Source organism: Trinickia symbiotica (assembly GCF_003028655.1).
GTDB lineage: Bacteria > Pseudomonadota > Gammaproteobacteria > Burkholderiales > Burkholderiaceae > Trinickia > Trinickia symbiotica_A.
In genome coordinates, this window is sequence record NZ_PYUC01000008.1 from 18496 (window position 1) to 43164 (window position 24669).

Here is a 24669-nt window from a genome sequence, read left to right on the forward strand (position 1 = left end):
GTGCCTGAATTAGCCTTTGAGCTGATCGAGATCCTCGACGTTGATCGTGTCGAGGGTCCGGAAGAGAGTCACCAGAATCGCGAGGCCGATCGCCGCTTCGGCCGCCGCCACGGTCAGCACGAAGAACACGAAGATCTGCCCGTGCACGTCGCCGAGATAGTGCGAGAACGCGATGAAGTTCGTGTTCACCGCGAGCAGCATCAGTTCGATCGCCATCAGGATGATGATGATGTTGCGACGGTTCAGGAAAATGCCGACGATGCTGATCGCAAAGAGGATCGCACCGAGCACGAGGTAGTGAGCCAGGGTCAACATGTTTATCTCCTCGATGCTCAACCGTTGTTGCCGACGGCGCCCGCGCCGACGTTCGCGCTGGTATCGCCCGGCGCGTCCGGGCCCTTGCCCGTCTCGAGCACCGCCGTTTCCGCCGGCATCTTCACGATCCGCACGCGATCTTTCGCGCGCACCTTGACCTGCTCCGAGACACGCTGGCGCTTGCTGTCCTTGCCCTTGCGCGCCGTCAACGCGATCGCGGCGATGATCGCCACGAGCAGCACGAGGCCCGCGACCTCGAACGCGAACACGTAGTCGGTGTAGATCGCCTTGCCGATCAGGAACGTGTTCGGGAGCGCGGCAGCCGCCCCGCCGCCCGTCGTCGCGTCGTGCACGGGCGTCGTCGTCGCGCCGTAGCCGTGCCAGAGAATCAGCGCCGTCTCGACAACAATGATCGCGCCGACGATGCTCGCCATCGGCACGAAGCGCCTGAAGTCGCGCCGCAGCACGTCGAGATTGATGTCGAGCATCATCACGACGAACAGGAACAGCACCATCACCGCGCCGACATAGAGCAGCACGAGCAGGATCGCGAGAAACTCGGCCTCGAGCAGCATCCAGATGGCGGCCGCGTTGAAGAACGCGAGCACGAGAAAGAGCGCGGACCCGACAGGGTTGCGCGACGTGATCACCTTCAGCCCCGACACCGTCAGGAGCAGCGCGAAGATGTAGAACAGTACGGTCGTGAATTCCATGGTCACCGTTTCATCGTTAGCCCATCTTGAGGCTCAAGCGGTCGCCGGCACACAAGCCGGCCCTGCCGCGACGGCCTCACGCCGCCGCGCCAACCGCTCACTACTGACTACGTTGGTCAATCCTTGTCACCGATACGGGGCGTCGGCGGCTTTCGACGCAGCGATCTCGGCTTCATAGCGATCGCCGACCGCGAGCAGCATGTCCTTCGTGAAGTAAAGGTCGCCGCGCTTCTCGCCGTGGTACTCAAGGATGTGCGTCTCGACGATCGAATCGACGGGGCAGCTCTCCTCGCAGAAACCGCAGAAGATGCACTTGGTCAGATCGATGTCGTAACGCGTCGTGCGGCGCGTATTGTCGGCGCGCGTTTCCGACTCGATCGTGATCGCGAGCGCCGGACAGATCGCTTCGCAAAGCTTGCAGGCGATGCAGCGCTCTTCGCCGTTTTCGTAGCGGCGCAGCGCGTGCAACCCGCGAAAGCGCGGCGAGATCGGCGTCTTTTCCTCGGGGAACTGCACCGTGAACTTGCGCTTGAACGCGTAACGGCCCGTCAGCGCGAGCCCCTTGATGAGCTCGGTCAGGAAAAACGTCTTGAAGAAGTTTTGAATTGCGGTCATTTCGTTCCGCCCTTTATTTCCAGATGTTCAGCGGCGACATGATCCAGAACCCGATCACCACGACCCAAAGGATCGTCACGGGCAGGAACACTTTCCAGCCGAGACGCATGATCTGGTCATAGCGATAGCGCGGGAACGTCGCACGCGCCCAGATGAACACCGACAGCAGCGCGAACACCTTCAGGACGAGCCAGAAGATGCCCGGGATGAACGACAGGAAGCCGAACGGCGCGCTCCATCCGCCGAGGAACAACGTTGCGGCGAGCGCCGAGATCACGATCATGTTGATGTACTCGGCAAGGAAGAAGAGCGCGAACGCCATCCCCGAGTAATCGATCATGTGACCGGCGACGATCTCCGACTCCCCTTCCACGACGTCGAACGGGTGGCGGTTCGTTTCGGCGATGCCCGAAATGAAATAGACGACGAAAACGGGCAGAAGCGGCAGCCAGTTCCACGAAAGGAACGTGATGCCGTGGCTCGCGAAAAAGCCGTGCTCCTGTGAGCCGACGATGTCGGACAGGTTGAGGCTCCCGGAGGTCATCAGCACGACGACGAGCGCGAAACCCATCGAGACTTCGTACGAGACCATCTGCGCGGCGGCGCGCATCGCGCCGAGGAACGCGTACTTCGAGTTCGACGCCCAGCCCGCGAGGATCACGCCGTAGACGCCGACCGACGAGATCGCGATGACGTAGAGCAGACCCGCGTTGATGTTGCCGAGCACCGCGCCGGCCTGGAACGGAATGACCGCCCAGACGGCGAACGCCGGCACGACGACCATGATCGGCGCGATCAGATAGAGCCAGCGCGCCGCGGCCGTCGGCTGAATGACTTCCTTCAGGAGCAGCTTCAGCACGTCGGCGATCGGCTGCAGCAGACCCGCGGGGCCGACACGGTTCGGCCCGAGACGCACGTGCATCCAGCCGATCAGCTTGCGCTCCCAGAGAATCAGGTAGGCCACGCAAAGCAGGATGACGACGGATACCACGACGATGCGAACGAGCGCCCAGATCGTGGGCCACGCCGCGCCGAGCGCCTGGGTGCCGCCCGCATTGATCGTATCGAACAAGCTCATTTAAGCCTTCTCCACCAGCAGTTCACCGAACAGGCCGCCGAGCGCCGCCGCCGCGGGCGTGGCCGCCGGCACGCGAACGACCGTCTCCGCCAGATCCGCATCGCGGACCGCGCTCGCGACGACCGCACGGTCGCCCTGGCGCACGCGCACGGGGTCGCCCTCTTTCAAGCCGAGCTTGTCGAACAGTCCGGCCGGCAAGCCGATCGTGTGCGCCGCGCGCGCCGCGGCCGTCAGGTGCAGCGACGGCGCCCGACGCACGAGCGGATCGGCGTGATAGATCGGCACATCGGCGACGCGCTCGAAGCCGGCCGGCTTCGCGAGCGTGCCGTTCGGGGCCGGTGCGGCGGCTGCGCGGTTCGAGAGCTTGGCGCGGATCGCGCCGTCGCCGTCAGCGATGGCCGCACGGCGGACTTCTTCGACGGTGTCGTACCCGAAGCCGGCAAGGCCGAGCACATTGCCGAGCACGCGCAGCACCTTCCACGCGGGGCGCGTTTCGCCGAGCGGCCGCACGACGCCGCTGAATCCCTGCAACGTGCCCTCCGCATTGACGAACGAGCCGGCCGTTTCGGAGAACGGCGCAATCGGCAGCAGCACATCGGCATATTCGGTGCCCGTCTTGAAAGCCGTCAGCATGACGACCGACTCGGCCTGACCGAGCGCCGCGAGCGCCTGCGCCGGGTTGGCCGTGTCGAACTCGGGCTCGACGTTGAGGAGCACGTAGCCCTTGCGCGGCTTTTCGAATGCCTCGCGTGCATTGAGGCCGCCGGCGTCGGGCAAGGCGCCGACGATATGCGCGCCCACCGTGTTCGCCGCTTCGGTCAGGAAGCCGAGCGTGGCGCCCGTGTTGTCGGCGATCCATTGCGCAAGCGCATGGATACGCGAGAAATCGGGGTGCTGGACAACGCTGTTGCCGAGCAGGACGACGCGGCGCTCGCCCGTCGTCAGCGCGGCCGCCACGTCTTGCGCCGCAGCCGACACTTCGACGCCGCCGAACCCTTCGGGCAGCGCCACGCCGCGCGCCTGCGACACGGCGCCGGCCACACCGGCGAGCGCGGCGAGCCACTGCGACGGCGCGGCGACGATCGTCTTCGCGCTCGGGATCAGCGAGTGGTCGCCGGTCGCATGCAGCAAATGCAGCTTGGCGCCCGTCTTCGCGGCCTGCCGCAGACGGGCGGCCAGCAGCGGATGATCGCGGCGCAGGAACGAGCCGACGACGAACGCGGCGTCGAGCGTCGAAAGCTCGGCGAGCGGCAGGCCGAGCCACGGTGCGCCCGTGGGCGCGGCCGAGAAATCGGATTGGCGCAGGCGGAAGTCGACGTTCGGCGTGCCGATCGCCTTGGCGAGCGCCTTCAGGAGGAACAGTTCTTCGACGCTGCTGTGCGGGCTTCCGAGCATCGCGAGCGCATTCGCGCCGTGCTCGTTCTTGATACCCTTGAGCGACTTCGCCGCGTACTCGAGCGCCGTCTGCCAGTCGGTTTCAATCCACTGGCCGCCTTGCCTGATCATCGGCTGCGTCAGGCGCTCTTCGCTATTGAGACCCTCGTACGAGAACCGGTCCTTGTCCGAGATCCAGCATTCGTTGATGGCCTCGTTCTCGAGCGGCAGCACGCGCATGACGCGGTTGTTCTTGACCTGGACGACGAGGTTGGCGCCGACGGAATCGTGCGGGCTCACCGACTTGCGCCGCGACAGCTCCCACGTGCGTGCGCTGTAGCGGAACGGCTTGCTCGTCAGCGCGCCGACGGGGCACAGATCGATCATGTTCCCGGACAGCTCAGAGTCGACGGTCTTGCCGACGAACGTCGTGATTTCGGCGTGCTCGCCACGGCCCAGCATGCCGAGCTCCATGACGCCGGCGACCTCCTGCCCGAAGCGCACGCAGCGTGTGCAATGGATGCAGCGGGTCATCTCTTCCATCGAGATGAGCGGGCCGACGTTCTTGTGAAAAACGACGCGCTTCTCTTCGCTGTAGCGCGAAGCGGACTTGCCGTAGCCGACGGCGAGGTCCTGCAGCTGGCATTCGCCGCCCTGGTCGCAGATCGGGCAATCGAGCGGGTGATTGATGAGCAGGAATTCCATCACCGACTGCTGCGCCTTCACCGCTTTGTCGGACGTCGTGCGCACGACCATGCCGGCCGAGACGGGCGTCGCGCAGGCCGGCACGGCCTTCGGCATCTTCTCGACTTCGACGAGACACATCCGGCAGTTCGCCGCGATCGAAAGCTTCTTGTGGTAGCAGAAGTGAGGGATGTACGTGTCGACCTTATGGGCAGCCTGGATCACCATGCTCCCTTCGGGCACCTCGACCTTCTTCCCGTCTATTTCAAGTTCAACCATGATGGTGGATGGTCCTTAACCTATTTACCGCTCGTTCGCTCGCGTCGCGCGCGCCGCGCGAAGTCGGCGAGCGTGAGCCGATGCGATGAATTGCTTGCCGCCGGCACCGCGCAACCCGGGGCTTTCGCCTTTTGCCCCGAAGCCGCCGTTACGCGACCACCGCCTCGACCGTCTGGGGCGTCCCCGCATGCCCGCCGACGAGGCAACGCTTGTGCTCGACGTGATAGGCGAACTCGTCCCAATAGTGCTTGAGCATGCCGCGCACGGGCATCGCCGCCGCATCGCCGAGCGCGCAGATCGTGCGACCCATGATGTTGTCGGCCACCGAGTTCAGCAGGTCGAGGTCTTCCTTACGACCCTGACCGTGCTCGATCCGGTTGACGACGCGCCAGAGCCAACCCGTGCCTTCGCGGCAAGGCGTGCACTGGCCGCACGATTCCTCGAAATAAAAGTACGACAGGCGCAGGAGCGAGCGCACCATGCAGCGGGTCTCGTCCATGACGATGACGGCACCCGAACCGAGCATCGACCCGACCTTGGCGATCGCATCGTAGTCCATGTCGGTTTGCATCATGATGTCACCGGGCACGACCGGCGCCGACGAGCCGCCCGGAATCACGGCCTTCAGCTTCTTTCCGCCCCGCACGCCGCCCGCCAGCTCCATCAGTGTCGAGAACGGGGTGCCGAGCGGCACTTCATAGTTGCCCGGCCGCTCGACGTCGCCCGAGACCGAGAAGATCTTCGTGCCGCCGTTGTTCGGCTTGCCGAGCTCGAGATACTTCTGGGGTCCGATGTCGAGAATGAACGGCACTGCGGCGAACGTCTCGGTGTTGTTGATCGTCGTCGGCTTGCCGTAGACGCCGAAGCTCGCCGGAAACGGCGGCTTGAAGCGCGGCTGTCCCTTCTTGCCTTCGAGCGATTCGAGCAGCGCCGTCTCCTCGCCGCAGATATAGGCGCCATAGCCGTGATGGGCATGGAGCTCGAACGAGAAGCCCGAGCCGAGGATGTTCTCGCCGAGGAACCCGGCGCGGCGCGCCTCTTCGAGCGCCTCCTCAAAGCGCTTGTAGACGTCCCAGATCTCGCCGTGGATGTAGTTGTAGCCGACCGTGATCCCCATCGCATAGGCGCCGATCGCCATGCCCTCGATCAGCGAGTGCGGGTTCCAGCGCAGGATGTCGCGATCCTTGAACGTGCCGGGCTCGCCTTCGTCCGAATTGCAGACGAGATACTTCTGCCCCGGGAACTGGCGCGGCATGAAGCTCCACTTGAGACCGGTCGGAAAGCCCGCGCCGCCTCGTCCGCGCAAGCCCGACGCCTTGACGTCGGCAATCACCTGCTCCGGGGGAATCTTCTCTTCGAGAATGCGGCGCAGTTGCTTGTAGCCGCCGCGCGCGGCGTAATCCTCGAGATGCCAGTTCTCGCCGGTCAGGCCCGCGAGAATCAGCGGTTTGATGTGACGATCGTGCAAAGACGTCATTTCGAAAGCTCCTCGAGCAGCTGGTCGATCTTGTCTCGACTCATGAAGCTGCACATGCGCGTGTTGTTCACGAGCAGCACCGGCGCGTCGCCGCACGAGCCGAAGCATTCGCCTTCCTTCAGCGTGAACTTGCCGTCGGGCGTCGTCTCGCCGAAGTCGATGCCGAGCCTCTGCTTCAGATAGTCGGCCGCGCTTTCGGCGCCGCCGTGGGGGCCGAGCTGGCACGGAAGATTCGTGCAGAGCGTGATCTTGAACTTGCCGACGGGCTCCGTCTCGTACATCGTGTAGAACGTCGCCACCTCTTGCACGGCGACAGCCGGCATGCCGAGGTAGTCGGCGACGTACTGCATGAGCTCGGGCGAGAGCCAGCCATGCTCTTCCTGGGCGACGGCCAACGCCGACATGACGGCGGACTGCTTCTGATCCGCGGGGTACTTCGCCACCGCGCGATCGATTTCTTTCAGGCCTTCAGCTGAGATCATTTTCTGAACACGACTCTTTCAAAACCTACCGAACGAAAACCTGCCGCCGATTGCGCGGCAGACCCAGCGCTCTTTCATTCATCGCCTTTCGCGCGGCGCCTGCGTTTCAACGATCGATCTCGCCGAACACGATGTCCTGCGTGCCGATGATCGTCACCGCGTCCGCAATCATGTGACCGCGCGCCATTTCGTCGAGCGCCGCAAGGTGTGCGTAGCCGGGCGCACGGATCTTGAGGCGATAGGGCTTGTTCGCGCCGTCCGAGATCAGGTAGATGCCGAACTCGCCCTTCGGATGCTCGACCGCCGCGTACGCTTCGCCTTCCGGCACATGGAAGCCTTCGGTAAAGAGCTTGAAGTGGTGAATCAGCTCTTCCATGTTCGACTTCATGGACACACGCGAAGGCGGTGCAACTTTGTGATTGTCCGTCATCACGGGACCGGGATTCTTCCGCAGCCACTCAATGCATTGTTTCGCGATCCGCGTCGATTGACGCATTTCCTCGACACGCACGAGATAACGATCGTAGCAATCGCCGTTCACGCCGACCGGAATATCGAAATCGAGCTGGTCGTAGACTTCGTAGGGCTGCTTCTTGCGCAGATCCCATTCGATGCCCGAGCCGCGCAGCATCGCGCCCGTCAAGCCGAGCTGCAGCGCGCGCTCGGGGCTTACGACGCCGATGCCGACCAGGCGCTGCTTCCAGATCCGGTTGTCCGTCAGCAGCGTTTCGTACTCGTCGACGCAGCCCGGGAAGCGTGTAAAGAAATCGTCGATGAAATCGAGGAGCGACCCTTGGCGCGCCTCGTTCAGTCTCTCGAGCGCCTTGGCATTGCGGATTTTCGACGGCTTGTATTGCGGCATCGCGTCGGGCAGATCGCGGTAGACGCCGCCGGGGCGATAGTAGGCCGCGTGCATGCGCGCGCCCGATACCGCCTCGTAGACGTCCATCAGGTCTTCCCGCTCGCGGAACGCGTAAAGGAACACGGCCATCGCGCCGACGTCGAGCGCGTGCGCGCCAATCCACATCAGATGGTTCAGGACGCGCGTGAGCTCGTCGAAGAGCACACGGATGTACTTCGCGCGGATCGGCACGTCGATTCCGAGCAGCTTCTCGATCGCGAGCACGTAGCCGTGCTCGTTCGACATCATCGACACGTAATCGAGCCGGTCCATATACGGCACCGACTGGATGAACGTCTTGTTCTCGGCGAGCTTTTCGGTCGCGCGATGCAACAGGCCGATATGCGGATCGGCGCGCTGGATCACTTCGCCGTCGAGCTCGAGCACGAGGCGCAGCACGCCGTGCGCGGCCGGGTGCTGCGGACCGAAGTTGAGCGTGTAGTTCTTGATCTCTGCCATGGCGCCCTCTTAGTGTTTCAGACCGCCGTAGCGATCCTCGCGGATCACGCGAGGCGTGATTTCGCGCGGCTCGATCGTCACCGGCTGGTAGACGACGCGCTTCTCTTCCGGGTCGTAGCGCATTTCCACATAGCCCGAGATCGGGAAATCCTTGCGGAACGGGTGTCCGATGAAGCCGTAGTCGGTCAGGATGCGGCGCAGGTCCGGATGACCCTCGAAAACGATGCCGTAGAGATCGAACGCCTCTCGCTCGTACCAGTTCGCCGAGTTCCAGATTTCGACGACCGACGGCACGATCGGCAGATCGTCGTCGGGTGCGAACACGCGCACGCGCACCCGCCAGTTGTTCGAAATCGAGAGCAGATGGAGGACCGCGGCGAAGCGGGGACCGTCATAAGCGCCGTCGCCGTACGTTTGATAGTCGACGCCGCACAGGTCGATCAACTGTTCGAAGCCGAGCGAGCGATCGTCGCGCAGGCGCTTCGCCACGTCGAGGAAATCGCCCGCCTTCACGACGATCGTGAGCTCCCCGACCGATTCGGTGATGCTCGAGAGACGGCCGCCGAAGGCCGCCTCGAGGTTCGCTTTGAGAGTCTCGAGTTTGCTTGCCATGTTGTGGGGAAGCTAGATCTGTTCTGAGGCTATTGCCGGGCGATCGTGTTCGTGCGGCGGATCTTCGCTTGCAGCTGGATCACGCCGTAGACGAGTGCCTCCGCGGTGGGCGGACAACCGGGCACGTAGACATCGACGGGCACGATCCGGTCACAACCGCGCACGACCGAATACGAGTAGTGGTAGTAGCCGCCACCGTTCGCGCACGAGCCCATCGAAATGACCCAGCGCGGCTCGGCCATCTGGTCGTAGACCTTGCGCAATGCCGGTGCCATCTTGTTGCAAAGCGTGCCGGCAACGATCATCACATCCGACTGACGCGGACTCGGGCGAAACACCACGCCGAACCGGTCGAGATCGTAGCGGGCCGCGCCCGCGTGCATCATCTCCACCGCACAGCAGGCAAGCCCGAACGTCATGGGCCAAAGCGACCCCGTGCGCGTCCAGTTGATCAGCTTGTCAGCCGTCGTGGTGACAAACCCTTCCTTCAAGACCCCTTCGATACTCATTTGCTTTGCACTCCAAACGGAGCGGCGCGCGCTTAGCCGCCCGCGAGAAATCGGCAATTAACGATCCATCATTCCCACTCGAGCCCGCCCTTGCGCCAGATATAGGCGAATCCGAGCAGCAGTTCGACCAGGAAGATCATCATCGACAGGAAGCCGAACCAGCCGATGTCGCGCAGGGCAACGCCCCACGGGAACAGGAACGCGGTTTCGATATCGAAGATGATGAAAAGGATGGCGACGAGGTAATAGCGTACGTCGAACTTCATACGCGCGTCTTCGAACGCCTCGAAGCCGCATTCGTAGGGGGAGTTCTTGTCGCTATCTGGCTTGCTGGGACCGAGGATCTTGCCGATGCTGACAAGCGCAATACCCAAACCCAGGCCCACGAGGAGGAAGAGAAAAACGGGGAAGTAGGCTGCGAGGTTCAAGACTATCCTCTAACGGTTGGTTCTGAGTGCCACGGAGACTGACTGCTCATGCTATCCCCGATCGAAAAATCACTTCACACTGCCCACACATCCCGCGCAACGCGCCCCTGCACCGCAAGGATGCCGCAAGCTTAACCCCAGAAGTGGAAATGCCAGCCGAAGCGAAGCAAGCGGCTGGCATTGGATAACGTTGGTGCCGACGGCGAGACTCGAACTCGCACAGCTTTCGCCACTACCCCCTCAAGATAGCGTGTCTACCAATTTCACCACGTCGGCACTGACTGCAATCCGGGACACAACTCTTCGAGACCCGCGAATCGCTTCAAGACTTAAATTCTAACCTGTCTGCTGGATTTGTTCAACGCACAAATACGACGTTCAGCGAAAAAGATCATTTCGGAACGGCCGGCGCTTGCGCCGGCGCGTTCTGCCCCGATGCGGGAGCCGGCGCGAGCGCGGCCGATGCGGCGGGCGCCGAAGCGGGGCCAGCTGCCGAAGCAGTGACGGGCGCCGCCGGGACCGCACCGAGCACACCGGCAGAAGGCTTCGATTTATACGAGCCGATGTAGGTCAGTGCGAGCGTTGCGGCAAAGAACACCGCTGCGAGGATCGCCGTGGTGCGCGAGAGAAAGTTCGCCGACCCCGTCGCGCCGAAGAGACTCCCCGATGCGCCGCTGCCGAACGCCGCGCCCATGTCCGCGCCCTTGCCGTGCTGGAGCAGCACGAGGCCAATGATACCGAGCGCCGACAGCAGCTGTACGACGATGATCAACGTTTTGAAAAACAGCATCACACTCACCTGAATTGAGGTTTAGGCGCAAAGCGCCTTTCGCTTGCGCACCCGAAGCAAAGCCGGCACGGTCCGCCGCGCGCCTTCAGCGCGTCGCGCCCGCCGCCTGCGCCGCCGCGCAGATTGCAAGAAAATCCTGACTCTTCAACGACGCGCCGCCGATGAGGCCGCCGTCGATATCCGCCTGCGAGAAAAGCGCCGCGGCGTTTTCCGGCTTGACGCTGCCGCCGTAAAGCAGCGGCACGCTTGCGAGCACCGCATGCTTGCCGACGAGACGCGCACGCAAGAACGCATGAACCTCTTGCGCTTGGTCGGTCGTCGCCGTTCTGCCGGTGCCGATCGCCCAGACCGGCTCATAGGCGATGACGACGCGCGCCGTTTCCTCCACGGACAGCTTCGCGAGCAGCGCGTCGATCTGCGCGCCGACGACGGCCTGCGTTGCGCCGCGCTCGCGTTCTTCGAGCGTTTCGCCGACGCAGACGATCGGCGTCAGACCCGCTTGCAACGCGCGCTGGGATTTCGCGGCCACGAGCTCCGAATGCTCGCCATGATAGGCGCGCCGCTCGGAGTGACCGACGATGGCAAGCGTTGCGCCGAACTCGAGCGCCATCTCGGCGGCCACTTCGCCCGTATAAGCGCCATGCGTATAGGCCGAGACGTCCTGCACGCCCCATTCGAACGGCGTACCGCGCAGCGCCGCCTCGACCTGCGCAAGATAAGGGGTTGGCACGCAAACGCCCACCCGGATATCGGAGCAGGCACCCGCGCCGCTTGCAAGATCCCGCAAGAGCGCCTCGTTATCGGCGAGCCGCCCGTGCATCTTCCAGTTGCCGACCACCCATTTCGCTCGTTGCCCAGGTTGTCTCGCCATCGTCCCCGAACTCCCCTCTGTTTCTCTGCCTCTCTGCCGCGATCGACTACGCAACACGCACGCAAAACGCGCAATTTTACTGTGCGCGGGCGCGGCGGGTCAAACTTGCGTCCAATCGAGCACGATCTTGCCGACGTGCTCGCCGCTTTCCATCAGCGCGTGCGCGTCCGCCGCCCGCGGCGCGGGCAGAACGCGATAGACGATCGGCTTCACGCGTCCGTCCTCGACGAGCGGCCAGACATGCGCCTTCAGCTGCCTCGCGACCGCCGCCTTGAAGTCGACGGAGCGTGCGCGCAGCGTCGAGCCTGTGACGGTCAGTCTCCTGCGCAGAATCTCGTTGAGATTGACCTCGGCCTTCGCGCCGCCGAGCAGCGCGATGATCACGAGCCGCCCGCCGTCGGCAAGCGCCGACAGCTCGCGCGGCACGTAACCGCCCGCCACCATGTCGAGAATCACATCGACACCGCGATCGTTCGTCAGCGACTTCACCACCTCGACGAAATCTTCCGACTTGTAGTTGATGGCGCGCTCGGCGCCGAGCGCTTCGCAAGCCTGGCACTTGTCGGCCGTGCCCGCCGTTGCGAAGACGCGAAAGCCGCGCGCGTGCGCAATCTGGATCGCCGCGACGCCGATGCCGCTGGTGCCGCCCTGCACGAGCAGCGTTTCGTTGGCCCCGCCCTCGCCCGCGCCGAGCTGTCCGCGCTCGAACACATTGCTCCAGACGGTGAAGAACGTCTCGGGCAGCGATGCGGCTTCGACATCGGAGAGGCCGGCCGGCACCGGCAAGCACTGCGCGAGCGGCACGGCCGCGTATTCGGCGTAGCCGCCGCCCGCCAGCAACGCGCAAACGCGATCGCCGATCTTGAGGCCGAACGGATTGTGCTTGTCTTCGAGCGCGCCGCCGACGATCTCGCCGGCGATCTCGAGCCCCGGCAGATCGGAGGCGCCCGGAGGCGGCGCATAAGCGCCTTTGCGCTGGAACACATCGGGGCGGTTGACGCCCGATGCGGCAACCTTCACCAGCACCTCGCCGGGCGCGGGCTCGGGCTTTGGCCGCTCGGCCAGCGCGAGCACCTCGGGGCCGCCGAATTCGGTAATTTCGATTGCTCTCATCTACCTCACCTCTCTCGCTGACGGGTTCGCGCAGCAGCTTCGCGCGGCACTATTCTGATAAAAAAACGGCCGGCTCGCTCGCAAGCGCACCGGCCGCTCATCCTCGTCGTCGCAGCGTTACTGCTGCGGCGCCGACTCACTCTCCACGGCACCCGAGCCACCCGAGGCGGCCTCGTTGAGCAGCGCCTTGGCCGACAGGCGAACGCGACCCTTCTCGTCCGTCTGGATGACCTTGACTTTGACCTGCTGGCCTTCGCTCAGGTAGTCCTTGATGTCCTTGATGCGCTCGTTGGCGATCTCGGAGATATGCAGGAGGCCGTCCTTGCCCGGCAGGATATTCACGATCGCGCCGAATTCGAGCAGCTTGAGGACGGTGCCTTCGTACACCTGGCCGACTTCGACCTCCGCCGTGATCTGTTCGATGCGGCGCTTAGCTTCGGCCATGCCTTCGCTGCTCGTGCTCGCGATCGTGACGACGCCGTCGTCGGAGATGTCGATCGTCGTGCCCGTTTCCTCGGTCAGCGCGCGGATGACGGAACCGCCCTTGCCGATCACGTCGCGGATCTTCTCCGGATTGATCTTGATCGTGATCATGCGCGGCGCGAACTCGGAGAGCTCGGTGCTCGCCCCGGCCACGGCGTCCTTCATCTTGCCGAGGATGTGGATGCGCCCTTCCTTTGCCTGCGCGAGCGCGACCTGCATGATCTCCTTCGTGATCCCCTGGATCTTGATGTCCATCTGCAGCGCCGTGATGCCCTCGGCCGTGCCGGCCACCTTGAAGTCCATGTCGCCGAGGTGATCCTCGTCGCCGAGAATGTCCGAGAGCACCGCGAACTTGTTGCCTTCGAGGATGAGGCCCATCGCGATGCCGGCCACGTGAGCCTTCATCGGAACGCCCGCATCCATCAACGCGAGACAGCCGCCACACACGGAGGCCATCGACGACGAGCCGTTCGACTCGGTGATCTCCGAGACGACGCGAATCGAATAGCCGAACTCGTCGGGCCCGGGCAGGCACGGCGAAAGAGCGCGCTTCGCGAGCCGGCCGTGACCGATCTCGCGCCGCTTCGGCGAACCGACACGGCCCGTTTCGCCCGTCGCGAACGGCGGCATGTTGTAGTGGAGCATGAAGCGCTCGCGGTACTCGCCTTCGAGCGCATCGATGATCTGCTCGTCGCCCTTCGTGCCGAGCGTCGCCACGACGAGCGCCTGCGTCTCGCCACGCGTGAAGAGCGCCGAGCCGTGCGTGCGCGGCAGCACGCCGGTGCGAATCTCGATGGGGCGCACGGTACGCGTGTCGCGGCCGTCGATCCGCGGCTCGCCCGAGAGAATCTGGCTGCGGACGATCTTCGCCTCGAGATCGAACAGGATGTTGCCGACCGTCGCCTTGTCGATAGGCAGCTTGCCCGCCGCGAGCGCCTCTTCGTCGAGCTTCACGCCCGTTGCGGCGTAGATCTCCTTCAGCTTGTTCGAGCGCTCCTGCTTGTTGCGGATCTGATAGGCGCCGTCGAGCTGTGCCTGCGCGAGCTCTGTCACGCGCGCGATCAATGCCTCGTCCTTCGCTGCCGGCTGCCAATCCCATTCGGGCTTGCCGCCTTCACGGACGAGCTCGTGGATCGCATCGATGGCGGTCTGCATCTGCTCGTGGCCGAACACGACGGCGCCGAGCATCACGTCTTCGGGCAGTTGATCGGCTTCCGACTCCACCATCAGCACGGCGCGCTCAGTGCCGGCGACGACGAGCTCGAGGCGCGAATCCTTCATCTGCGTGCGCGTCGGATTCAGCACGTACTCGTTGTTGACGTACGCCACGCGCGCGGCGCCGACCGGGCCGTTGAACGGAATGCCCGACACGGCGAGCGCAGCCGATGCGCCGATCATCGCGGGGATGTCGGCCGGCACTTCCGGGTTCACCGACAGCACGTGCACGACGACCTGCACTTCGTTGTAGAAGCCTTCGGGGAAGAGCGGGCGCAACGGCCTGTCGATGAGACGCGACGTCAGCGTCTCGTGTTCCGACGGGCGCCCTTCACGGCGGAAGAAGCCGCCGGGGATCTTGCCGGCCGAGTACGTCTTTTCGAGGTAATCGACCGTCAGCGGGAAGAAATCCTGGCCGGGCTTGGCCGCCTTCGCGCCGACGACGGTCGCGAGCACGACGGTGTCTTCGATATCGACAATGACGGCACCGGTGGCCTGGCGAGCGACTTCGCCCGTCTCGAGGCGAACGTTGTGCTGCCCCCATTTGAATTCTTTGACGACTTTATTGAACATTGACATGGTCACTCCTTGCTTTCTCTCACTTTCTCTTTGCTCGTCTTCGTTGTCGATTGTCGCCGCGCGGCATGACGAGACATGCCGGCAACGACGCCGCGGGCCCTCGCGACACGGGAAGAGGAGTGTTATGCCATTCCAGCGCGCCGCTCGCCGGCGCTCCGGCTCTTCTGCGTGCACCGCACTGGAATGACACAAAGCTCTGCCCGTCTCTCAGCGACCCTCTGCGGCCTCATGCGGCCTTGCGCGGTCGAAAAAAACAAAATGCCTGCATCAGCATGCTGACACAGGCATCTTGCATGAAGCGACGACCGCCGCGCCGATTACTTGCGCAGACCCAGCTTTTCGATCAGCGAACGGTAACGGTCGGCATCCTTGCCCTTCAGGTAGTCGAGCAGCTTGCGGCGACGGCTCACCATGCGCAGCAGGCCGCGGCGGCTGTGGTGATCCTTCACGTGCGACTTGAAGTGGGCGGTCAATTCGTTGATGCGGGAGGTCAGCAGCGCAACCTGCACCTCGGGCGAACCCGTATCGTTCGCGGCGCGCGCGTATTGCGCGACGATGTCGGACTTCTTGATATCAGCTACAGACATGTGATTTCCTTTGAATCTGACAGGCGGTCACGGAAGAACGGCCGTGCCGTGGGTTACGACGAAGCGACCATTGTAGCACAGGCGCGCCGGCCGGCCACTCATTCATGGCCGCTTCATCCGGCAGGCGCCCGGTTGGGCCGGCGCTTCCGGCGACAGCGCGAGGACCGTGCGAAAGCCGTAGCCGGAGCCTTCGTTGTCGAACCGCACAGCCGGGGCTCCGGCCCGCTCCATCTCGATCACGTAAAGGGGCTGGATCATCTGGTGATCGTCGGCCCGCATCTCGACCCGCTGGAATCCGTTGTCGTAGCGCATCCCTTCGAGCGCTTTGGCGACAGCCGCCGCTTCCGTCGTATGGGCGCGGGTGATCGCGTCGGCGAGCATTTCCACGAGAATCTCCATGCGCAGCACCGGATAGTCGTCGCGCGCGGCCGGAAAGCGCGCGCGAAACGCGGCGTAATAGGCGTTCGAGGCAGCGGCCGCCTCGGCATCGGGCTGCCGGGCGCCGCTGGCCTGTCCCGGCATCGGCGCGACGCCCGCGTTCGGGTGCCAGTCCGCCACGGCAAGCACGCGGCCGACGCCCGCGTCGCCGAGCGCGGCGGGCGCGCCGAGACTGTTGCCATAGAACGTATAGAACTTGCCGTTGAAGCCCTGCTCGCGCGCCGCCTTGACGAGCAAGGTCAAGTCGTTCCCCCAGTTGCCGGTCACGACCGCATCGGCGCCGCTCGCCCGGATCTTGGCGATATAGGGCGCGAAGTCCTTCACGCGCCCGATCGGGTGGAACTCGTCCCCGACGATGGCGATGTCGGGGCGGCGGGCCGCAAGCGCCTCGCGCGCAAGCGCGCTCACATCGCGTCCGAAGCTATAGTCCTGATTGAGCAGATAGACTTTCTTCACCGACCGATCGCGCTCGATCACGGCCGCAAGCGCGCTCATTCGCATGCCGGCATGCGCGTCGAAGCGGAAATGCCAGAAGCTGCACCCCGAGCCCGTCAATGCCGGGTCGTCGGCCGAGTAATTGAGGAAAAGCTGGCGATCGCCGGGCTCGCGCGCGTTGTGCTTGTCGATGGCCGCCATGAGGGCCGCGGCGACGGCCGAGCTGTTCCCTTGCAGCACGAACGGAATACGGCGGTCGGCGGCCGCGCGCTGCTGCACGAGCGCCTCGTCGACGCTGCCATGACTGTCAAGTACGACGAGCTCGAGCGGATGACGTCCGTCGGCAAGCTCGACTCCGCCGCGCGCGTTCACGCGCTCGACGCCGAAGCGCAGGTTGCGCTCGACGGCCGCGCCGGCATCGGCGAACGGTCCCGACATACCTTCGATCAATGCGAGACGCACCGGCTCGGCCCGCTGGTCCGCCGCGGCGGCCCGCGCGAGGCAGAACGCCGTCGAGACGGCGGCGACGGCGATCCAAGCCCATCTTCCGGCAATCATGTTGATGTCCTTCCTTACCCGCGATGCAATCGATCGAAAGCGCGGATCATAGGCCGTCGAAGCGGTCTGCTGCAAGCGGCGGGCGGCTCGCGGGGGACGTCCTCGATCTTTTGGGGGCGTTGCCTGTCAAAATAATGGGGCTCGTGATAAAACGCCGGGGACGAACAGAGGAGTTTTCTTATGTCGATGGGCAAGCGTCTATCAGCAGTGGCGGCAGCGGCAGCCGTGCTCGTGACGGCCGGCTGCGCGCAGCCTTGGCAGCAATTTACGCCGGGAGAAGCGGAATCGACGCTCGTCGCGCGCCTCGGCCCGCCGCGCGAAGTCTATGACCTGCCGACGGGCGGCAAGCGTCTCATGTGGCCGACGCAACCGATGGGCGAAGTGACGACGGCCGCGGACATCGACGCTTCGGGCAAAGTCCTGACGGTGCGTCAGGTGCTGTCGGCCAACGAGTTCTATAAAGCGCAGATCGGCACGTGGACGAAGAAGGACGTGCTCATCAACTTCGGCCGCCCCGTCGAAACGTCGTATTTTCCGCTGATGAAGCGCGAGGTCTGGTCGTACCGGTACCAGGAAGACAACGTCTGGTACCTGCTCTACAACTTTTATTTCGACCAGCAGGGCGTGCTGCGGCTCACGCAAAAGACGCCCGATCCCTTGCACGAGCCGGAACGCGACCACTTCGGAATGATGTAGGGTGCGCCCCGGCTGCCTCGTCCCCGGCGCTACGCGCGTCCTACTCGGGGAGGCAGGCGCCGGGCCGGCTCGGACCGGGCGCCGTTCCGTTCCCGGTCAGATCTGCGGATTCAGCTTCTCGCCACCGGCGTAAAGCTTGTTGAGGGCGGCGATATAGGCCTTCGCCGACGCCGCGACGATGTCGAGATCCGTGCCGACGCCGTTGACGATGCGCCCGTTCTTCGAGAGACGCACCGTCACTTCCCCTTGCGCCTGCGTGCCCGTCGTGATGGCGTTGACCGAATAGAGGAGCATCTCTGAGCCGCTCTTCGCGTGCGCCTCGATGGCATTGAGCGTCGCATCGACAGGTCCGTTCCCATCGGACTCGGTCGTGACCTCCTGCCCCTCGGACGACATCACGATGCGCGCGTGCGGCCGCTCGCCCGTCTCCGAATGCTGCGAAAGCGAGACGAACTTGAAATGCTCGCGCTCGGCCGCCTCGGCCGATTCTTCGCCGACGATCGCCATGATGTCCTCGTCGTAGATCTCGGCCTTGCGATCGGCGAGCTCCTTGAAGCGCGCGAACGCTGTGTTGAGGTCAGCTTCGCTCTCGAGCCTGACGTTGAGCTCCTGCAAGCGCTGCTTGAAGGCGTTGCGGCCCGACAGCTTGCCGAGCACGATCTTGTTTGCCGACCAGCCCACGTCCTCGGCGCGCATGATCTCGTACGTATCGCGCGCCTTCAGCACGCCGTCCTGATGGATACCCGATGCGTGAGCGAACGCGTTTGCGCCGACGACCGCCTTGTTCGGCTGCACGACGAAACCGGTGATCTGCGAGACGAGCTTGGACGCCGGCACGATCTGCGTCGTATCGATGCCGAGCTCGAGACCGAAATAGTCCTTGCGCGTCTTCACGGCCATGACGATTTCCTCGAGCGCCGTATTGCCCGCGCGCTCGCCGAGGCCGTTGATCGTGCACTCGACCTGGCGCGCACCGCCGAGTTGGACGCCCGCGAGCGAGTTCGCGACGGCCATCCCGAGATCGTTGTGGCAATGCACGGAGAAGACGGCCTTGCCCGCATTCGGAATCCGCTCGCGCAGTGTCTTCACGAGATTGCCGTAAAGCTCGGGCACGCCGTAGCCGACCGTGTCGGCGATGTTGATCGTCGTCGCGCCTTCGTCGATGACGGCCTCGAGCACTCGGCAGAGGAAGTCCATGTCCGAGCGGCTGCCGTCCTCCGGCGAGAACTCGACGTCGTCGGTGAACTTGCGCGCGAAGCGCACGGCGAGCCGGGCCTGCTCGTAGACCTGATCGGGCGTCATGCGCAGCTTCTTTTCCATATGCAGCGGCGACGTCGCGATGAAGGTATGGATGCGGAAGCGCTCGGCCGGCTTCAGCGCGTCGGCGGCCCGCTGAATGTCCTTGTCGTTCGCGCGCGCGAGCGAGCAGACGGTGCTCTCTTTCACGAGCGACGCGATGGCGTTGATGGCGTCGAAATCGCCGTTCGAGCTCGCCGCGAAGCCTGCCTCGATGACGTCGACCTTCATCCGCTCGAGCTGCCGCGCGATGCGGATCTTCTCTTCTTTCGTCATCGAAGCACCCGGCGACTGCTCGCCGTCACGCAACGTCGTGTCGAAAATTATCAGCTTGTCTGCCATCTGGGTCTCCTGGACGATATGCAATCGGAAGTCGGAAAGTCACAACGGAATTCGGGTGTTCGCGCCACCGCTGGCGACGCCGAACAACGAACGAAGGCAGACGGGGGCGAGAACGGTCAGCGCGCGAGACGCGCCGACGCTAGTGCTAGACCGCGTAGTAGCGGCGCACCGGCGAGAAGGGATAGGAGGGGGAACGCAAATTTCGACATGTCGCCGACTATAGCGGCATTCGCGAAAACGTGCAATCGACCGGCTGGGGGCGCCCGGCTCGGCGCCCCCCGGAATCAGCGGTCGTGCGGCACCGAGCGGGCCGGGTTGTCGCGCCGGCGCAGCGCCAGATACCCCCAGAACGCATAGCCCGACAGGCCGTAAAGCACGAAGAGGCCGAACAGCATCAACGGCGGATCGGAGGATACGAGCACGAACGCAACGACGACGAGCAATATTGCCGCGAACGGCACGCGATGCCTGACGTCGAGCGCCTTGCCGCTGTAAAACGGCGCGTTCGATACCATCGTGACGCCCGCGTAGACGGTCAGCGCGAACGCCACCCAGGGCAGCCAGACGAGCTTGAGCGGCACGCGGTTGTCGGTGGCGAGCCAGACGAAGCCCGCGATCAGCGCGGCCGCGGCCGGGCTCGGCAGCCCCTGGAAGAAGCGCTTGTCGACGACACCGATGTTGGTGTTGAAGCGGGCGAGCCGCAGCGCCGCGCCCGAACAGTAGACGAACGCCGCGAGCCAGCCCCAGCGCCCGAGGTCCTTCAGCACCCATTCGTACATGACGAGCGCCGGCGCGACGCCGAACGAGACCATGTCGGAAAGGCTGTCGAATTGTTCGCCGAACGCGCTTTGCGTATGCGTCATGCGGGCGACGCGGCCGTCCATGCCGTCGAGCACCATCGCGACGAAGATCGCGATGGCCGCGATCTCGAAGCGCACGTTCATCGCCTGCACGACGGCGAAGAAGCCGCAAAAGAGCGCAGCCGTCGTGAACGCGTTCGGCAGCAGGTAAATGCCGCGCCTGCGCAGGAATTGCTGACGCGCGAAACGCCGGTTTTCGGCCGGCGCGCTCACCGACGACGGCGACGCCGCGTCGGCGAACATCTTGTTGCGCCTGAACGCTCGCGGCAGCGGCGATTTGCCGATGCGCGGGCGGCGCGGTTTCAATGCGGCCATCGAACTCCTCCTCGCGCCGCGTCAGAGCTCGGCGAGAATCGTCGACGAGGCGAACACCTTCTCGCCGATCGAGACCTTGGCGCGACTGCCGACAGGCAGATAGACGTCGACGCGCGAACCGAAGCGAATGAAGCCGTAGCGCTGACCGCGCGCGAGCGGCTCCCCTTCCCTCACGTAGCAGAGAATGCGCCGCGCGATGAGCCCGGCGATCTGCACCGATGTCACCGTATGTCCGCTCCCCGTCTGAATGACGATCGCGTTGCGCTCGTTTTCGAGCGACGCCTTGTCGATCGACGCATTGAGGTACGCGCCCGGAAAATACTCGACTTTGGTCACGGCGCCGTCGACGGGCGAACGCTGCGAATGAACGTTGAACACATTCATGAACACGCTGATTTTGAGCGCCTCGCGGCCGACGTAAGGATCGAGCGTCGTCTCCACCGCAACGATACGGCCATCGGCCGGGCAAAGCACCGCGCCCGGCTCGGTCGGGATCGGACGCGCCGGATCGCGGAAAAATTGCACTACAAAAATGAGCAGCAGCCAGAAAATCCAGGCCACGCCGAACCCCGCGACCGCATGGATCAACAGCGCGGCGACGGCGGCAATCGCAATGAAGGGCCACCCTTCGCGCGCGATGATCGGATGAGGGTAATTCATAAAACAGTATGGGTCTTTTTGTAAAACCGTAGGATAGCAAAAGCCGTCCGGCGCTCGACGCGCGGGACGGCTTTCTCGAACATGCCGATGAATCGGGCGCGCTTACGCTTAGTTCTTCGACTGGTCGACGAGCTTGTTCTTCGCGATCCACGGCATCATCGCGCGCAGCTTCGCGCCGACCGTTTCGATCTGGTGCTCGGCCGTGATGCGGCGGCGCGATTGCAGCACCGGCGCGCCGGCGCGGTTCTCGATGATGAAGCTCTTCGCGTACTCGCCCGTCTGGATGTCCTTCAGGACTTCCTTCATGACCTTCTTCGTCTCTTCATTGACGATGCGCGGCCCCGTCACGTACTCGCCGTACTCAGCGTTGTTCGAGATCGAGTAGTTCATGTTCGCGATGCCGCCTTCGTAGATGAGGTCGACGATGAGCTTGAGCTCGTGCAGGCATTCGAAATACGCCATCTCGGGAGCATAGCCGGCTTCGACGAGCGTCTCGAAACCCGCCTTGATGAGCTCGACCGTGCCGCCGCAAAGGACCGCCTGCTCGCCGAAGAGGTCCGTTTCGGTCTCTTCGCGGAAGTTCGTCTCGATCACGCCGGCACGGCCGCCGCCGTTCGCCGCCGCGTACGAGAGCGCGATGTCGCGCGCCGCGCCCGACTTGTCCTGCGCAACGGCGATCAGGTGCGGCACGCCGCCGCCGTTCTGGTACGTGTTGCGCACGGTGTGACCCGGCGCCTTGGGCGCGATCATGATCACGTCGAGATCGGCGCGAGGAATGACCTGGCCGTAGTGGACGTTGAAGCCGTGCGCGAACGCGAGCGCCGCGCCTTCCTTGATGTTCGAGTGCACTTCGCTCTTGTAGACCTCGGCGATCTGCTCGTCGGGCAGCAGCATCATGACGACGTCGGCGCCCTTCACGGCTTCCGCGACTTCCTTGACCGCGAGCCCGGCCTGCTCGGCCTTCTTCCACGATGCCCCGCCACGGCGCAGACCGACCGTCACGCGCACGCCGCTCTCCTTGAGGTTCAGCGCGTGGGCATGGCCTTGCGAGCCGTAGCCGATGATCGTGACATCCTTGCCCTTGATGAGGGAGAGGTCCGCGTCTTTATCGTAGAAAACTTTCATGTTGATTCCTTCGCTTGATCGATTCAGTGAAATTCGGATAACGCGCCACACCCGTACCCGACGAGCGAGGCGCCAAAAAGCATTGACGCCGCCTCAGACCTTCAGGATGCGCTCGCCACGGCCAATGCCCGAGCTGCCCGTGCGGACCGTCTCGAGAATCACCGTACTGTCGAGCCCTTCGATGAAGGCGTCGAGCTTGTCGCTCGCCCCCGTCAGCTCGATCGTGTAGGTCTTCTCGGTTACGTCGATGATGCGGCCGCGGAAGATGTCCGCCATCCGCTTCATCTCTTCGCGTTCCTTGCCGACCGCTCTTACCTTGATCAGCATCAGCTCGCGCTCGATGTGGGCGCCTTCGGTCAAGTCGACCACTTTGACCACCTCGATCAGGCGGTTCAAGTGCTTCGTGATCTGTTCGATCACGTCGTCCGAGCCAATGGAGACGATGGTCAGGCGCGAAAGCGATTGGTCTTCGGTCGGCGCCACCGTCAAGGTTTCGATGTTGTAGCCGCGAGCCGAAAAAAGGCCGACCACGCGCGAAAGCGCACCGGGTTCGTTTTCCAGCAGGACGGAGATGATATGTCTCATGTTGTGTTTCCCGTCAGAGATCTTCCGCACCGAGCAGCATCTCGGTGATGCCCTTGCCGGCTTGAACCATCGGCCAGACGTTTTCGGTCGGATCGGTCTGAAAATCGAGAAACACGGTGCGATCCTTGAGCCGCAGCGCCTCCTTCAACGCGGGCTCGACATCCGCCGTCTTTTCGACGCGGATGCCGATATGGCCGTACGCCTCGGCCAGCTTCACGAAATCCGGCAGCGCATCCATATACGAATGCGAATAGCGCTTGCTGTACTCGATCTGCTGCCACTGGCGAACCATGCCGAGATAGCGGTTGTTGAGCGAGATGATCTTGATCGGCGTGTCGTACTGCTTGCAGGTCGACAGCTCCTGGATGCACATCTGGATCGAGCCTTCGCCCGTGATGCAGGCCACGTCGGACTCGGGATGCGCCATCTTCACGCCCATCGCCGCGGGTAGCCCGAAGCCCATCGTGCCGAGCCCGCCCGAGTTGATCCAGCGGCGCGGCTTGTCGAAGCGGTAGAACTGCGCCGCCCACATCTGGTGCTGACCGACGTCGGAGCATACGTAGGCGCTGCCGTCCGTGAGCTCCCAGAGCTTCTCGACGACGTACTGCGGCTTGATGATCGGGCTCGTCCGGTCGTACTTGAGGCAGTCCTTCGCGCGCCAGCTCCCGATCTCTTTCCACCATTCGGCGAGCGCCGCGGCGTCGGGTCCGTGCTCGGCGTGCTGCAGCTGCTCGATGAGCTCCTTGAGCACCTCTTTCACGTCGCCGACGATCGGAATGTCGACCTTCACTCGCTTGCTGATCGACGACGGATCGATATCGATATGGATGATCTTGCGCGGACGCGACGAGAAATGCTGCGGATCGCCGATCACGCGGTCGTCGAAGCGGGCGCCGATCGCGATCAGCACGTCGCAGTGCTGCATCGCCATGTTGGCTTCATACGTGCCGTGCATGCCGAGCATGCCGAGGAACTTCTTGTCGCTCGCGCGGTAGCCGCCCAGCCCCATCAGCGTGTTCGTGACGGGATAGCCGAGCAGGTCGGCGAACTGATTGAGCTCACGCGCGGCGTCGGCGAGAACGATGCCGCCGCCCGTGTAGATGTAGGGGCGCTTCGCGCCGAGCAGCAGCGAGACGGCCTTGCGGATCTGGCCCGAGTGCCCTTTCGTCACCGGGTTGTACGAGCGCAGCGACACGCTCTTCACGGGCTCGTACTCGCACGGCGTTTTCGACACGTCCTTCGGGATGTCGATGAGCACCGGCCCCGGGCGGCCCGTGCGCGCGATGTAAAAGGCCTTCTTGACCGTCGCCGCGAGGTCGCGCACGTCCTTCACGAGAAAGTTGTGCTTGACGCACGGGCGCGTGATGCCGACCGTATCGCACTCCTGGAACGCATCCTGGCCGATCGCGGCCGTCGGCACCTGACCGCTGATGATGACGAGCGGAATCGAATCCATGTAGGCCGTGGCGATACCCGTCACCGCGTTCGTCACGCCGGGGCCCGACGTCACGAGGCACACGCCCACCTTGCCCGTCGAGCGCGCGTAGCCGTCCGCCGCGTGCACCGCCGCCTGCTCGTGGCGCACGAGCACGTGCTGCACTTTATCCTGCTTGTAGAGTTCGTCGTAGATGTAGAGCACTGCGCCGCCGGGATAGCCCCAGAGCACCTCGACGCCTTCGTCGGCCAGCGCGCGCATGAGCACGGTCGCGCCGATCGAGGGAGCTTCATGAGGGGGGGTGGTATCCGACGTGGAGAATTCCGCGCTGGGCATATTCATCATTCACCTTTCGAATTT

At 64.1% G+C, this 24669-nt stretch carries 24 protein-coding genes and 1 tRNA gene; 1 reads left to right on the plus strand and 24 read right to left on the minus strand.

The window, feature by feature from the left end:
* Positions 1–9 precede the first annotated feature (9 nt).
* The 18 genes from nuoK to C9I57_RS16635 all read right to left on the minus strand — a co-directional run bounded on the left by nuoK (position 10) and on the right by C9I57_RS16635 (position 16995).
* Entirely contained in the window at positions 10–315 is a 306-nt protein-coding gene (gene nuoK / locus C9I57_RS16550; RefSeq protein ID WP_018442910.1) for an NADH-quinone oxidoreductase subunit NuoK, read from the minus strand.
* 17 nt (positions 316–332) lie between these two features.
* Positions 333–1028, minus strand: a complete 696-nt coding sequence (locus C9I57_RS16555) for an NADH-quinone oxidoreductase subunit J (RefSeq protein WP_107151766.1) — start codon at positions 1026–1028, stop codon at positions 333–335.
* 126 nt (positions 1029–1154) lie between these two features.
* A complete protein-coding gene (nuoI, locus tag C9I57_RS16560) occupies positions 1155–1643 on the minus strand; it encodes an NADH-quinone oxidoreductase subunit NuoI (RefSeq protein WP_018442912.1) in 489 nt (162 codons plus the stop codon).
* 13 nt (positions 1644–1656) lie between these two features.
* A complete protein-coding gene (gene nuoH, locus C9I57_RS16565; protein WP_107151767.1) occupies positions 1657–2721 on the minus strand; it encodes an NADH-quinone oxidoreductase subunit NuoH in 1065 nt (354 codons plus the stop codon).
* Entirely contained in the window at positions 2722–5058 is a 2337-nt protein-coding gene (nuoG, locus tag C9I57_RS16570; RefSeq protein WP_107151768.1) for an NADH-quinone oxidoreductase subunit NuoG, read from the minus strand.
* A gap of 148 nt (positions 5059–5206) precedes the next feature.
* Entirely contained in the window at positions 5207–6535 is a 1329-nt protein-coding gene (nuoF, locus tag C9I57_RS16575; protein WP_107151769.1) for an NADH-quinone oxidoreductase subunit NuoF, read from the minus strand.
* Entirely contained in the window at positions 6532–7017 is a 486-nt protein-coding gene (gene nuoE / locus C9I57_RS16580) for an NADH-quinone oxidoreductase subunit NuoE (protein ID WP_107151770.1), read from the minus strand. Before nuoE ends, nuoF begins: the two co-directional genes overlap by 4 nt.
* A 106-nt stretch (positions 7018–7123) precedes the next feature.
* Positions 7124–8377: an NADH-quinone oxidoreductase subunit D gene (locus C9I57_RS16585; RefSeq protein WP_107151771.1), complete on the minus strand. Its 1254-nt coding sequence runs from the start codon at positions 8375–8377 to the stop codon at positions 7124–7126.
* A 9-nt stretch (positions 8378–8386) separates the two neighbouring features.
* Entirely contained in the window at positions 8387–8989 is a 603-nt protein-coding gene (locus C9I57_RS16590) for an NADH-quinone oxidoreductase subunit C (RefSeq protein WP_107151772.1), read from the minus strand.
* 29 nt (positions 8990–9018) lie between these two features.
* On the minus strand, positions 9019–9498 hold the full coding sequence (locus C9I57_RS16595; RefSeq protein ID WP_006052903.1) for a NuoB/complex I 20 kDa subunit family protein: 480 nt from the start codon (positions 9496–9498) through the stop codon (positions 9019–9021).
* Positions 9499–9566: 68 nt separating this feature from the next.
* Positions 9567–9926: an NADH-quinone oxidoreductase subunit A gene (locus tag C9I57_RS16600; RefSeq protein ID WP_107151773.1), complete on the minus strand. Its 360-nt coding sequence runs from the start codon at positions 9924–9926 to the stop codon at positions 9567–9569.
* 191 nt (positions 9927–10117) lie between these two features.
* Positions 10118–10202 (minus strand) — tRNA-Leu (locus C9I57_RS16605).
* Between the two features lie 115 nt (positions 10203–10317).
* A complete protein-coding gene (gene secG, locus C9I57_RS16610; protein ID WP_107151774.1) occupies positions 10318–10716 on the minus strand; it encodes a preprotein translocase subunit SecG in 399 nt (132 codons plus the stop codon).
* Positions 10717–10801: 85 nt separating this feature from the next.
* A complete protein-coding gene (tpiA, locus tag C9I57_RS16615; protein WP_107151775.1) occupies positions 10802–11587 on the minus strand; it encodes a triose-phosphate isomerase in 786 nt (261 codons plus the stop codon).
* 99 nt (positions 11588–11686) lie between these two features.
* A complete protein-coding gene (locus C9I57_RS16620; RefSeq protein WP_107151776.1) occupies positions 11687–12700 on the minus strand; it encodes an NAD(P)H-quinone oxidoreductase in 1014 nt (337 codons plus the stop codon).
* A 117-nt stretch (positions 12701–12817) separates the two neighbouring features.
* On the minus strand, positions 12818–14977 hold the full coding sequence (gene pnp / locus C9I57_RS16625; RefSeq protein ID WP_107151777.1) for a polyribonucleotide nucleotidyltransferase: 2160 nt from the start codon (positions 14975–14977) through the stop codon (positions 12818–12820).
* A 317-nt stretch (positions 14978–15294) separates the two neighbouring features.
* Positions 15295–15564 (minus strand): 30S ribosomal protein S15, encoded by a 270-nt coding sequence (rpsO, locus tag C9I57_RS16630; RefSeq protein WP_018442924.1) that lies wholly within the window; start codon positions 15562–15564, stop codon positions 15295–15297.
* Between the two features lie 102 nt (positions 15565–15666).
* On the minus strand, positions 15667–16995 hold the full coding sequence (locus C9I57_RS16635) for a branched-chain amino acid ABC transporter substrate-binding protein (RefSeq protein WP_107152040.1): 1329 nt from the start codon (positions 16993–16995) through the stop codon (positions 15667–15669).
* A 180-nt stretch (positions 16996–17175) separates the two neighbouring features.
* Here C9I57_RS16635 and C9I57_RS16640 point away from each other — a divergent pair, with 180 nt between their 5' ends.
* Complete coding sequence (locus C9I57_RS16640) at positions 17176–17691, plus strand: hypothetical protein (RefSeq protein WP_018442926.1); 516 nt, start codon at positions 17176–17178, stop codon at positions 17689–17691.
* 96 nt (positions 17692–17787) lie between these two features.
* Here C9I57_RS16640 and C9I57_RS16645 read toward each other — a convergent pair whose 3' ends face one another.
* From C9I57_RS16645 to C9I57_RS16670, 6 genes are all read right to left on the minus strand, one after another.
* Entirely contained in the window at positions 17788–19329 is a 1542-nt protein-coding gene (locus C9I57_RS16645; protein WP_107151778.1) for a 2-isopropylmalate synthase, read from the minus strand.
* Positions 19330–19613: 284 nt separating this feature from the next.
* Complete coding sequence (pssA, locus tag C9I57_RS16650; RefSeq protein ID WP_107151779.1) at positions 19614–20504, minus strand: CDP-diacylglycerol--serine O-phosphatidyltransferase; 891 nt, start codon at positions 20502–20504, stop codon at positions 19614–19616.
* Between the two features lie 21 nt (positions 20505–20525).
* Positions 20526–21164 (minus strand): phosphatidylserine decarboxylase, encoded by a 639-nt coding sequence (locus C9I57_RS16655; RefSeq protein WP_107151780.1) that lies wholly within the window; start codon positions 21162–21164, stop codon positions 20526–20528.
* Positions 21165–21272: 108 nt separating this feature from the next.
* On the minus strand, positions 21273–22289 hold the full coding sequence (gene ilvC, locus C9I57_RS16660) for a ketol-acid reductoisomerase (RefSeq protein WP_107151781.1): 1017 nt from the start codon (positions 22287–22289) through the stop codon (positions 21273–21275).
* A gap of 93 nt (positions 22290–22382) precedes the next feature.
* The gene (gene ilvN, locus C9I57_RS16665) at positions 22383–22874 is read right to left on the minus strand and encodes an acetolactate synthase small subunit (protein ID WP_018442931.1); all 492 of its coding nucleotides are present in this window, start codon (positions 22872–22874) and stop codon (positions 22383–22385) included.
* Positions 22875–22887: 13 nt separating this feature from the next.
* On the minus strand, positions 22888–24651 hold the full coding sequence (locus C9I57_RS16670) for an acetolactate synthase 3 catalytic subunit (protein WP_107152041.1): 1764 nt from the start codon (positions 24649–24651) through the stop codon (positions 22888–22890).
* Positions 24652–24669: the final 18 nt, after the last annotated feature.